We start from the raw sequence: 12,225 nt of genomic DNA, 5'->3' as shown, positions 1-12,225 counted from the left end.
CATGCGCCTCCCATCAGAGGTGTGCACGGCGGCACGGGTGCCGGTCACCGGGTTTCGGCGGCGGTCAGCTCGCACCGAACGTCGACCACTCCTGCGCATGCCCGTGCCAGACGGGCTGCCACCGGGATCAGGCGTGCCTCCCTCACAAGGCCGGACATTGTCACGACGCCCGCATCGGCCTGGACGCTCACCTTCTGCTGCGATACAGGGAAGAGCCGCGCGACCACCTGCTCCCGTACGTCCTCGGCGATCTCGTCGTCGGGCCTGAGGAAGACCTTCAGCAGGTCCGACCTGCTGACGATGCCCCTGAGGACGTCCCCCTCGACGACCGGCAGGCGTTTCACTCCGCGGGTCGCCATCAGCCGGGCGGCCTGTGGCAGAGTTGCGTCCGGGCCGATGGTCAGGGCCGGCCGTGTCATCAGGTCCTCGGCGGTCAGGGAGCCTGCCTTGGCTGTGGCGTCGAGGCGGTGCATCTGTTCCAGGAGGCCAGGACTCCGCTCGTGGAACTCCTCCTTCGGTAGCAGGTCGGCCTCCGAGACCACCCCCACGACATGGCCTTCCCCTTCGACGACCGGGAGAGCACTGACGGACCACCGCGACATCGCGGTCACGATGTCCTTGAACGACGCCGTCCGCGCGACTGCGATGACCTTCCTCGTCATGACGTCGGCCACGGTGTACGGGTGTGGAGTCATGATCCTCTCCTGTAAGACGGCCGCAGGTCAGCGGTGTGAACGCGTGGGGCCGGGCCGTTATCGCATTCGGTCATCGGACCAGCACGGCTTCTCCGGAGCGTGGGACGACGGCGGTCCAGCCGAGCTCGTCGGAAATACGGGCGCGCAGCGTCTCGGCGGCCGACGGCTCGCCGTGTACCACGTACGTCGTGTGCGGGGGCGGGGCGCCGCGCAGCCAGTCGAGGATCTGACTCCCGTCGGCGTGTGCCGAGAAGTGCGGAACATCTGCCACTTCGGCGCGGACGGGGATGTACTCGCCGAACATCTTGAGCGCGGGTACGCCGTTCACCAGGTCTCTGGCGCGGGTTCCGGCTGCGGCGAAGCCGACGACGACGACGGTGTTGCGCGGATCGGGCAACAGCCGGCGCAGGTGGTGCAGGACTCGGCCGCCTGTGGCCATTCCGGCCGAGGAGACGATGACGCACGGGCCGTGCGTGCTGTTGATGGCGATGGACTCCTGGACCGTGCGGGCCGCCAGGAACGGGTCAGGGCTCAGAGCTCCCGCGCCTTGGTCCATAACGTCCGGTCTGAGCTCCGGCGACCGGTCCCGCACCGCTTGCCGGTAGACGTCCAGCGCCGCGAGGGCCATGGGGCTGTCGACGTACACGGGTACCGCTGCCGGCAGGACGCCGGCCGCGCGTAGCTCGACGAGCTCGTGGAGGACGACCTCGGTCCGGTCGATGGCGAAGGCAGGGATGAGGACGGTGCCACCTCGTGCGAGGGTGCGTCCTATCGTCGAGGCGAATGCAGCGCGACTCTCGGTGGGGGCGTGCCGGCGGTCGCCGTAGGTGCTCTCCACCAGCAGTACGTCGGCGCCGGAGAACGGCTCCGGGGGAAGCAGCAGAGGGTGACCCGGGCGTCCCAGATCGCCGGACACCGCCAATGCGTGACCGTCCTCCAGGGTGAGACGTGCCCAGGCGGAGCCAAGGATGTGGCCTCCGCGGTGCAGTGTGAGGCGGGTGCCCGCCATGATCTCGACGTCGCTGCCGACCGCCACGGGATCGAAGAAGCTCAACGTCTTCTCCACGTCGGCGTCGTCGTACAGCGGCTTGGCGGGGCGGTGTTTGGACCAGCCGTGGGTGTTCGCGTGCTGGGCCGATTCCATCTGCAGCCTGGCGCTGTCGCGCAAAACGATCTCGGCGAGCCGTGCCGTGTCGGCGCTCATGAGGATCGGGCCGCGGAAGCCCTGCCGGACGAGGCGGGGGAGATACCCGCAGTGATCGAGATGGGCGTGGGTGACCACGACCGCGTGGATGTCGGCCGGGGGCCGGGCGAACTTCTCCCAGTTGCGGCGGCGCAGATCGGCGAAACCCTGGAAGAGCCCGCAGTCGACGAGGATGCGGGCGTGGTCGCTCTCGATCAAGAACTTGCTGCCGGTCACGGTGCTCGTGGCACCGAGGAACGTGAGCAGTGCCGCACGGGAAGCCGGGGGGACGGGTGGCGGCGTCGGCTGCGACATGGAGTTCCCCCTTGCTGTCGGTGCGGGGCGCACTCCCACTGTCCCATCGGTACTCCAGGACATCAGGGCCTGGCAGGGGCTCTGATGGGTACCGACCGGCCCATGCGGGCCACTGGTCGGCGGAGTCAGTCTGGAAGCGACTCCGTGGAACTGAGGCAAGGAAGAGGCCATGCCATGAAGGCACTCGTCTTTGAGGAACCGGGCCGCACGACCTGGCGGGATGTTCCCGATCCGGACATCGAGGACGCCGCCGATGTCATCGTGCGTGTCGAAGCGGTCACTATCTGTGGTACCGATCTGCATATCGTCAAGGGTGACGTGCCCGAAGTGACGCCGGGGCGGGTGCTGGGCCACGAAGCGGTGGGCACCGTGGTGGAGGCCGGCGGCGATGTACGGACCGTACGGCCGGGGGATCGGGTGCTGGTCTCCTGCATTTCTGCCTGCGGGAGGTGCCGCTACTGCCGGGAAGCCCGCTACGGACAGTGCCGGGGCGGAGGCGGCTGGGTGCTCGGCCACACCATCGACGGCACACAGTCGGAGTATGTCCGTGTGCCGTTCGCCGACCTCTCGGTCTATCCGCTGCCCCATTCCGTCGACAGTGTCGACGCCGTCCTCCTGGCGGACATCTTCCCCACCGCCTACGAGGTCGGTGTCCGCAACGGCGGCGTGAGCCCGGGTGACACCGTCGTCGTGGTCGGCGCAGGCCCGATCGGTCTGGCCGCCATCGCCACCTCCCGTCTCTACTCGCCCGAGCGGGTCATCGCGGTCGACCTCGCGGACGCCCGGCTGGAGGCGGCCCGATCTCTCGGCGCCGCAGCCACCGTCCGTGCCGACGAGGAGCCTGGGCAACTCGTCGCGGACCTCACGGACGGGCTGGGGGCTGATGTGGTCATGGAAGCGGTCGGCGTACCAGAGACCTTCGAGACGTGCACCCGGATGGTCCGGCCCGGCGGCCGGGTCGCCAACATCGGTGTTCACGGCAAACCTGCCACCCTCCACCTGGAGGATCTCTGGATCAAGGACGTCACCATCACCACAGGACTGGTGGACACCGCATCGACTCCCATGCTGCTGCGGATGCTGGCGAACGGCAGGCTGCCATCGGCCGAGTTGGTCACGCACCGGTTCGAACTGGAGGAGATGGAGGAGGCGTATGACGTGTTCTCCCGGGCGGCGGACACCGGAGCCTTGAAGGTCGCCCTCCATGCCCCGCAGTGACCCACGGATGCCTCACCTGCCGCCGTCACCCTCCGAGGAGAGCGGCGCGGGAACCGCGACCGGTGCCGCTCCCGGCACACGCGGCGTCGTCTTCGACACCGACGGTGTGCTGCTCGATTCCGCTTCCCTGCACGCCGCTGCCTGGAAAGTCGCGTTCGACCACTGCATCGAGAAGCTGCGGCCCGACGACCTGCGACAGCCTCCCTTCGACGCGGATGCGGAGTACCGACGCCTCGTGGACGGCAAAGCACGGCTTGACGGAGCCCGCGCCTTCCTGGAGGACCGAGGCATCGTGCTGCCGGCGGGCGCACCGGACGACCAGCCCGGCTGCACCAGCATCTGGGCGGTCGCCGCCGCCAAGGAGCAGGCCTTCACCCATATGCTCTCGACCCGGGCGGTTCCCGTATTCGACGATGTGGCTCCCGCGCTGCGATCCCTTCGCGCCAAGGGAGTTCGGTGCGCCGCAGCCTCCGCCTCACGGCATGCCGGGGACCTGCTGGAGGCGGCAGGCATCATCGGCTTTTTCGACGCCGTGGTCGACGGCAGGGACGTCGCACGCCTCGGGCTTCCCGGCAAACCGGATCCCGCGCTGTTCCTGGAGGCCGCTTCCCGGATGGGGCTGCGCCCGGCCGAAGCCGCAGTGGTCGAGGACGCGGAGGCGGGGGTGGCCGCGGGCCGCCGTGGCGGCTTCGGTCTCGTCGTCGGGCTGGACCGGACACCGAGCGCCGGCAGGGCCGTCGCGCTGCACACCATGGGGGCGGATGTCGTGCTGCGCGACCTTGCCGCTCTCGTCGACGAGCTTCGGGCGGAACGTCCATGAACGACGCCTGGAGCTGGAACTACTCCGCCTATGACCCGCACACGGAGCGGCTGGTCGAGGCGCTCTGCACCGTCGGCAACGGCAGATTCGCCACGCGGGGCAGCGCTCCGGAATGCGCGGCGGACGACGCGCACTATCCGGGGACCTATCTGGCCGGCTGCTACGACCGCCTCTCATCCACCGTCGCCGGGAGGACGGTGGAGAACGAGGACCTGGTCAACCTTCCGAACTGGACGCTGGTGCGCTATCGCTGCCTGCCCGAAGACGGACCACCCGGGCAGTGGCTCACGCCGGACTCCGCCGAACTGAGACGTTGCACCACGCATCTGGACCTACGAGCCGGTGTCCTCACCCGCCGTCTGCTCTACCGAGACGGTGCGGGGCGCGGTCTGCGCGTCACCCATCAGCGGTTCGTCCACATGGGAACCGATTGCCTGGCCGCTCAGCGCAGCGCGTTCAGAGCCTACGGCTGGGCCGGTCGCCTCGAGGTCGAGTCGATTCTCGACGGCGCTGTCACCAATGCCGGAGTGGAACGCTACGGCGACCTCGACGGGCAGCACCTCACCGAACACCGCAAGGGAGCGGAGCCCGGGGGAGTCGCCTGGCTCACCTGCCGGACTGTCCAGTCGGCCGTCCACCTGGCTCTCGCCGTCCGCACCACCTCCAGCCCGGCACGACCTGCCGAGTACGTTCACGCCGCCCGTGCTGCCGTGCAGCGGTTCATGCTCCCGGTTTCCCCCAGCAGTTCGGTGACGGTCACCAAGACGGTCGCCCTGCACACCTCACTCGACCGCCCCGCCGGTGACCCGCTGGCCGCAGCGCTGGAGTGCCTCGCCCACGCCCCCGTTTTCGGCCGACAGCTCCGGTCGCACAGGTCTGCGTGGCAGCGCATGTGGAACCAGGCGGAGCTGCACGTACCCGGGGAGAGCGGGCACGTGCTGCGCCTGCACCTGTTCCATCTGCTGCAGACCCTGTCGCCGCACACGGCGGAGCTCGATGTCGGAGTGCCGGCCCGCGGGCTGCACGGAGAGGCGTACCGGGGCCATGTGTTCTGGGACGAACTCTTCGTCCTGCCCTATCTCACCCTTCATTTCCCCGAAGTCGCCCGAGCGATGCTCATGTACCGCCACAGGCGGCTGCCCGCAGCCCGAGCGGCTGCCCGACGTGCCGGGGCGCGTGGAGCCATGTACCCCTGGCAGAGTGCCAGTTCCGGCCGTGAAGAAACCCAGGCGATGCACCTCAATCCCGTCTCCGGCCGGTGGCTGCCGGACCATTCGCACCTCCAGCGCCATGTGGGGTCCGCGGTGGCGCTCAACGCCTGGCGGTACGCACAGGCTGCGGGTGATCCAGGGTTCCTCCACGCGGCCGGGGCGGACATCCTGCTGGAGGTGGCCCGGTACTGGGCGAGCACGGCGGCCTTCGATCCCGGCCGTGGCCGCTACCGGCTGCGGGGGGTGGTCGGCCCCGACGAGTACCACGACGCGTATCCGGGCGCGGACCGGCCGGGCATCGACGACAACGCCTACACCAACGCGATGGCCGCATGGGTCCTGGCCCGGGCCCTGGAGGTCTTCGACGCCCTGCCCGATGCCAGGCGTGAGGAGCTCGCGGAGCGACTGGCGATCGACGCGCAGGAGCATGCGCGCTGGGAGGACGTCTCCCGCCGCCTTTACGTGCCCTTTCATGACGGTGTGCTGAGCCAGTTCGAGGGTTTCGGGGACCTGAAGGAACTCGACTGGGAGCGCTATCGGCGCCGCTACGCCGATATCCGGAGACTGGACCGGATCCTGGAGGCGGAGGGTGATTCGGTCAACAACTACCAAGCGTCCAAGCAAGCCGACGCTCTCATGCTCGGCCATCTCTTCCGGCCCGCCGACCTGACCGCTCTCTTCGGCCGCCTCGGCTACCGGCTCGACGACGAGATCTGGAACGGGACAGTCGCCTATTACCTGCCGCGCACCAGTCACGGGTCGACGCTCAGCAGTCTGGTGCACGGCTGGGTACTTGCACGTCAGAAGGGCCCGGAGGCCTGGAGGTACGTGGAGGAGGCACTTCTGAGCGACGTGGCCGACCTTCAGGGCGGGACGACCGGCGAGGGCATCCATCTCGGTGCCATGGCGGGCACACTTGATCTGGTCGAGCGAGGCATCACGGGTCTGGAAGCCGGTGAGGAGGGTCTGCGTATAGACCCCGTGGCCCTCAGAGAGATTCCTCGATTCTCCTTCACTTTGTGCTTCCGGGGACACAGGGGGGTGCGGATCCGGCTGCTCCCTGGGCGCATCGGCATCAGCGTTCCCTCTTCGCCTCAGGGTCCACTCGTGGTGCTGCTCCCGGAGGGCAGAAGGGTAGCGGTGCTGCCGGGGAGGGAGCACTGGTTTCATCTGCCGCTTCAGGAATCCCCGAAATGAGCGTAGACAGCACCGGGCGAGTGCCGTTGTCAAATGATCTCCAGAATCTCCGTGACGGGTCGTCTCGGCGTTTCCGGGCCTGACGGCCCATACCCGAACCGGATGATCATTTGCACGAAGCCCATCGTGGAGTTCGGGTCACGCGTCAGGTGCCGAAGCTCGGGCCACTCCAGGGGCTGCGAGATCACGGAGGTCGCAAGCCCGTCGAGAGTGGCCTGCAGGAGGATCCGCTCCATGGCCTGACCTGCCCTGAGCCAGTCCGCAGCGAGGTCTGACCTCGTCCCCAGCAAGGCGATCTGCGGCCGCTCTTCGAAGGTGGCGGACGCCCGGTCCCGTGAGCTTCGTGGCACGTCGAAATCCCGCACCGGGGCCGTCACCCCGTGCTGACGTGGACCGAAGGCGTACGAGGGGACGCCCTCGGTGTCCGGGCCCTCCCCGGCTTTGCCCGTGCGGGTCCACGTGATGATCTCGGCTCTCATGGCTTCGTTGGCTGATTCGTAGAGCTCCGCGTCGTGTACCAAGTCCAGGACGGCGTCGGCGTGCCAGACTCCGGGAACGATGAGCCGCGCCCCCTCCAGGAGTGCGGCCGCGCTCAACTCGTCCAGGATCTCGGGTGCGACCGCCTCTTCGGTGAACGGGTAGCGACTGGTGTGCCGTAGCCGCACGGCAGGATGCAGGTCGGCCAGTTGAGGGTCCGTGTTCCCGGAGTCCTCCAGCCTGACGTCAGCGAGACGCCATGGGTCGCGGTGGTCGGGCAGAAGCTGGGCAAGGGGTTTCCAGCCGCGGTATGCCGCGGCTACCCGCAGGTTCAGCAGCGCTGCCCCGCATCCGATGTGCAGGCCACGGTGGTCGGGGTCGCCGACGGGCATTGCCCGATCAGGATCTCCGTACAGAGACAGGAGGTTCGTCCCGGAACGGTGGACGAATTTCCAGGGTTGCGCGTTGTGCATGGACGGCGCGGTCACGGCCTCCTCGACGAGCGACGGGACGACGGCGGTGATGCGTTGCTCGATCGACAGCATGATCTTCCTGTCTCGTGTCGGTCATGCCCTCGTGCTCCGAAGAGGGGGCGCCGGAGCCTGTCTCGGGTGGATCAGGAAGCGGTTCCCGGTCTCTTCGGGGAATGCGTGCCGTCGGTCTCCACCGAGATGCGGTTCACCACGGCGACGACTCCTTCGGTTCGAGAGGTGAGCGCGAGGGCGATTCGGATCAGGCTTTGCTGCGGCAGTCTGCCCGTGAGAACGACGACACCGTCGAGCACGTGCACCTGCACGGCATCGGCCTGTACCCGCAAGATTTCGCCGAGTATGCCGTCCCGGATCCGCAGCACCACCTCGGCGTCGGGCCGGAGGAAGAAGCCCAGGAGGTCACGTCGGGTCACCATGCCGACCAAGCGCTCCTCATCGTCGATGACAGGGAGTCGCTCGCAGCCACGACGGACCATGAGCCGGGCGGCCTCCGCAACTGTCTGCTCCGCGTAGACGGTGACAGCCGGGGACGACATCATTCCGCCGACCGTGGCAGCAGACCGACTCGGCAGGTCACTGGCCGAAATCAACCCCACGACGTGATCGTCCTCGCCCACCACCGGGACGCCGTTGATGCCGTGCCGTGCGAGCAGGCCGACGACGGCCGCTGATGGCGTCGCCGAGCTGACCGTGAGCACTTCGTCCGTCATCAGGTCGCCTACTCGGAGATGTCGCATCCTGCTGCGCCTCCACTTCTCCCCACAGCGCGGAGCGCTTCCGGTACCACCTTCGAACACCGCCGCATGCCAATTGGAGGGGCCGAACGGTCCCGTCCGGAGGCCGACCGGTTCCCCCTGTCTGCCCCCGCCGGGGACGCCTGCGGCATGGGTCCTTCGGTCCCCGGGTTTGCACCCGGCGGCCCCTTTCGAGAAGGAGACCGGCTGTCAGCCTGGAAGAGTCACCCCATTCGGTGTGAGGCGCGCTCCCGTAAAGGGGACTCGTCGGGGTGTTCATTGCCAGGATGGCGATCATCGGAGCACGCTATGAGCAGCGCAGAGATTCGTCAGGAAGTCGTGGTGGGTGTCGACCCTCGCGGGGACTGGCACCCCGCCGCCACCTGGGGCGCCGACGAGGCTCGCCTCCGCGGGCTGCACCTTCGCCTAGCCCTGTCCGTCCCTCCTTTGCACGACACCCAGCACGTCGACGATGCCCCGCACCACTGGACACTCTCGAGGGAGGGCCGACGGACCCTGGAGGCCGCGATCTCCTGGACGCAAGGACGATGGCCCGATATCGAGATCACCGGTTCGCTCCTCGACGGTTTCCCAGGGCGACAACTGGCGCTCCTTTCCCACCGTGTGCGTCTGGTAGTGCTGGGTTCGCGGCATCTGCACCGTGCCGAAGAGATTCTCAGTTCCGCCTCGGTGGTCATTCCGGTCACCGCTCAGGCTCGCTGCCCAGTAGTCGTCGTGGGCGACCCTCCGGGCGCCGGCAGTCCGGATGCGTCCCGTCTCGTGGTGGGCGTCGACGGCAGTGAGCCGTCCAACGCCGCCCTGGCCCTCGCCTTCGAGGAAGCTGCTCTCCGAGGATGCGCTCTGTACGCGCTAGCCGTCTGGCAGCCTCCGGTCTTCTCGCTTCGTACCGGGGACACGCTGTTCCACAACCAGCGCCGTCTGCTGTACGAGACAGTCGCGAGGTGGGAGAAGCAGTATCCCGACGTACCGGTGCACCACGATGTGCAGATCGGCTCCCCGGTCGAGGTCTTGGCAAAAGCGGGTGAGCACACACTGGGCATCGTGGTGGGGCGGCGAGGTGAAGGCGGCTATACGGGGATGAGGCTCGGATCCGTCGTGCACGGACTTCTGCACCGGGCCCACTGTCCTGTGGTTACGGTCCCTGTCTTGTGAGCGGATCGTCATGTCTGCTGCGGAGGGTCGAACGGACGTCGGTCTTCGCCGTCGGATGCCGGGGCTCACCCAAGCCGAGGCAGCACACCGGCTTGTCGAGGTGGGGCAGAACGAAGTCGCCGTCCGAAAGGCGCGCCCGCTCTACTCCAGGGTCCTCGCCCAGCTCGGGGACCCGCTGGTGATGGTGTTGATCGCAGCCGTCGCCCTGACCCTGGCGATCGGTGATCACGCCGATTCCGTGGTCATCGGACTCGTGATCGTGGTCAACACCACGGTGGGTGTCGCTCAGGAGATACGGGCCGACAATGCGGTGGCGGCTCTGTCCGCGCTCTCCGCGCCCCACGCGCGGGTCCGTAGGGAGGGGACGGACCACGACGTCCCCGCCGCCACCGTCGTGCCCGGAGACGTCCTCCTCCTGGCCGAGGGCGACATCATCGCCGCCGACGCCGCGCTCGACGAAGCGGCCGCGCTGTTGGTCGACGAATCCATGCTCACCGGAGAATCCGTTTCCGTGGACAAGGACACGGGAGCGCCGCTGCATGCCGGAACCGTCGTCGTCCGGGGCAGAGGCGTCGCGACCGTCACCGCCACCGGGGGAGCGTCCGCCCTCGGTCGCATCGCCGCCCTCCTGGACGACCGGCGTCGGCCCACGCCCCTGCAACTGCGGCTCGCCTCCCTTGGACGCGTGCTCGCCATGGTGACGCTGGTCCTGTGCGTGCTGGTTCTCGCGCAGGGACTCATACGAGGGCTGCCCTTGGGCACGATGGCAGTGACCGCGATCAGTCTCGCTGTCGCCGCGGTGCCGGAATCGCTTCCCGCCGTCGTCACCCTTGCCCTGGCTCTCGGCGCACGACGTATGGCAGCCCGCCATGCGCTGGTGCGGCGGCTCCCCGCAGTGGAGACGCTCGGCTCGGTATCTGTGCTTGCCACCGACAAAACCGGGACGCTGACCGAGGGGCGCATGGTGGTCCAGCACGTCTGGACGCCCCACAGCACCGTCGAACTCAAGGGGGTCGGCTACGAACCGGAGGGGGACATTCTGGCCCGTGGGCGGGCCGCGAGTCCGGCAGAACGGCATGAGGCACAGGAAGTGCTCACAGCGACGGCCCTCTGCAACGACGCCGCCCTCAGGCCCCCGTCATCCGCGTCCCCCGGCAGCCGCTGGGAGGCTCTCGGTGACCCCATGGAGGGCGCTCTCCTCACGGCCGCGCTCAAAGTGGGGTGCCCGGACCGCACAGAGCTGGTCTCCACCCACCCCAGAGTTGCGGAGGCACCGTTCGACAGCGTCCGCAGGAGGATGAGCACCATCCACACGGTGCCTTCCGGAGGCGTTCTGGTGTGTCTGAAAGGGGCTCCCGAAGCCGTCCTCGTTCCTTCGGTCCTCACCGACTCCCCAGAGACCCTGCGTCTGGCGCGCGCGGAAGCGGCACGGTTCGCGGAGGACGGGTACCGCGTGCTCGCAGTCGCCTCAGGCCCCCGTCAAAAGACGCCGAAACCGGTCATGGCCGGGGAGACAGACCTCCGGCTGCTCGGCCTGGTGGCATTGAGTGACCCACCGAAACCACACGCGACCGCCACGCTGGCGTCGTGCAGGGCCGCGGGGATCACACCGATACTCGTCACCGGTGACCACCCGGCCACAGCGCGTGCGGTGGCCGACCGCGTCGAACTGCTCGGAGCGCAGAATGCTGCCGATCACGTCGTCACCGGCGAGGACGTGGCCTCAGGAAGCGTGCCCGACCTCACGGCGGTGCGAGTGTTCGCCAGGACGGACCCACAGCAGAAGCTCGACATCGTGGCCGCCTGGCGTGCCCGCGGCGCGATCACCGCGATGACCGGTGACGGCGTCAACGACGGCCCGGCACTCCACCAGGCCGACATCGGCATCGCCATGGGCGGACGCGGCACCGAGGTCGCCCGCCAGGCGGCGGACCTCGTGCTCACGGACGACGAGCTGTCGACCGTGGTCGCCGCGGTCGAAGAGGGGCGCCGGGTGTTCGACAACATCCGGCGATTTCTCGTCTACGGTATGGCGGGCGGTGCGGCGGAGATACTCGTCATGCTGATCGGACCACTCCTGGGCCTCCCCCTGCCCCTGAGCGCCGGACAAATCCTCTGGATCAACCTTCTGACCCACGGGCTGACCGGCGTGGCCATGGGAGCGGAGCCGGCTTCCCCGGGAGTGATGCGACGTCCCCCGCGCCGGGCGGACCAGCACATTCTGGGAGGGGGTGCCTGGCAACAGTTGTCGCTGACAGCAGCTGTCGTCACCGTAGTCAGTCTCAGTGCCGGGCTTGCGGCTCGGGCCTGGGACGAGCCGTGGCAGAGCGTCCTCTTCCTGGCCCTCCTCGCCGCCCAGCTGGGAGTGGTCATCGGCCTCCGGGACCGGCCCATGACGGCGGAGAACCCGTTCCTCCTGGTTTCCGTCCTGGCCTCCGCGCTGCTGGCCGCGGCCGCGCTCTACCTCCCGCCGCTGGTTGCCGTACTGGACACGGAGCCCTTGGGGTGGAGGGCCGCCGCCCTGGCGATCGCCTGTGCCCCGGCAGGATTCCTTGCGGCCAGGCTCGCGCGCTTCGGCTTCCGCTCCGGGAATGCGCGACACCTCCACCAGCGTGGAGCCGAACAGGCCCGACATGAGGAGATCGAGCCCGAGAGTTAGATTGGAACCGCGTTGGATTCACGCCCGTACGTCGCTCTCGCGGCCCGTCGGA

The 12,225-nt window shown here is 68.6% G+C and carries 9 protein-coding genes; 5 read left to right on the top strand and 4 right to left on the bottom strand.

Going from position 1 to position 12,225, the window contains the following annotated elements; all coding sequences use genetic code 11:
- Positions 1-44: 44 nt before the first annotated feature.
- Together WQO_RS03525 and WQO_RS03520 are read right to left on the bottom strand one after the other, a co-directional pair.
- Positions 45-695, bottom strand: a complete 651-nt coding sequence (locus WQO_RS03525) for a CBS domain-containing protein (RefSeq protein ID WP_010056203.1) — start codon at positions 693-695, stop codon at positions 45-47.
- Positions 696-765: 70 nt separating this feature from the next.
- A complete protein-coding gene (locus tag WQO_RS03520; protein ID WP_010056204.1) occupies positions 766-2,193 on the bottom strand; it encodes an MBL fold metallo-hydrolase RNA specificity domain-containing protein in 1,428 nt (475 codons plus the stop codon).
- A 174-nt stretch (positions 2,194-2,367) separates the two neighbouring features.
- Between WQO_RS03520 and WQO_RS03515 the strand changes: the two genes are divergently transcribed.
- The 3 genes from WQO_RS03515 (at position 2,368) to WQO_RS03505 (ending at position 6,639) form a co-directional block, all read left to right on the top strand.
- The gene (locus WQO_RS03515; RefSeq protein ID WP_010056205.1) at positions 2,368-3,411 is read left to right on the top strand and encodes a zinc-dependent alcohol dehydrogenase family protein; all 1,044 of its coding nucleotides are present in this window, start codon (positions 2,368-2,370) and stop codon (positions 3,409-3,411) included.
- Positions 3,412-3,517: 106 nt separating this feature from the next.
- Entirely contained in the window at positions 3,518-4,231 is a 714-nt protein-coding gene (locus WQO_RS03510) for an HAD family hydrolase (RefSeq protein WP_225976759.1), read from the top strand.
- The gene (locus WQO_RS03505; protein ID WP_010056208.1) at positions 4,228-6,639 is read left to right on the top strand and encodes a glycoside hydrolase family 65 protein; all 2,412 of its coding nucleotides are present in this window, start codon (positions 4,228-4,230) and stop codon (positions 6,637-6,639) included. Before WQO_RS03510 ends, WQO_RS03505 begins: the two co-directional genes overlap by 4 nt.
- Before the next feature lie 29 nt (positions 6,640-6,668).
- Here WQO_RS03505 and WQO_RS03500 read toward each other — a convergent pair whose 3' ends face one another.
- Positions 6,669-7,661, bottom strand: a complete 993-nt coding sequence (locus tag WQO_RS03500) for an Acg family FMN-binding oxidoreductase (RefSeq protein ID WP_010056209.1) — start codon at positions 7,659-7,661, stop codon at positions 6,669-6,671.
- A 71-nt stretch (positions 7,662-7,732) separates the two neighbouring features.
- A complete protein-coding gene (locus WQO_RS03495; protein WP_010056210.1) occupies positions 7,733-8,317 on the bottom strand; it encodes a CBS domain-containing protein in 585 nt (194 codons plus the stop codon).
- A gap of 333 nt (positions 8,318-8,650) precedes the next feature.
- Between WQO_RS03495 and WQO_RS03490 the strand changes: the two genes are divergently transcribed.
- Together WQO_RS03490 and WQO_RS03485 are read left to right on the top strand one after the other, a co-directional pair.
- The gene (locus WQO_RS03490) at positions 8,651-9,514 is read left to right on the top strand and encodes a universal stress protein (RefSeq protein WP_010056211.1); all 864 of its coding nucleotides are present in this window, start codon (positions 8,651-8,653) and stop codon (positions 9,512-9,514) included.
- 10 nt (positions 9,515-9,524) lie between these two features.
- Positions 9,525-12,173, top strand: coding sequence for an HAD-IC family P-type ATPase (locus WQO_RS03485; protein ID WP_107115797.1), 2,649 nt, complete (start codon positions 9,525-9,527; stop codon positions 12,171-12,173).
- Positions 12,174-12,225 lie beyond the last annotated feature (52 nt).

Origin of the sequence: Streptomyces globisporus C-1027, assembly GCF_000261345.2 — a bacterium.
In the GTDB taxonomy this organism is placed as follows: Bacteria; Actinomycetota; Actinomycetes; order Streptomycetales; family Streptomycetaceae; genus Streptomyces; species Streptomyces pakalii.
Note: the sequence above shows the minus strand (reverse complement) of the source record. Positions and strands in the feature narration are given on the sequence as shown.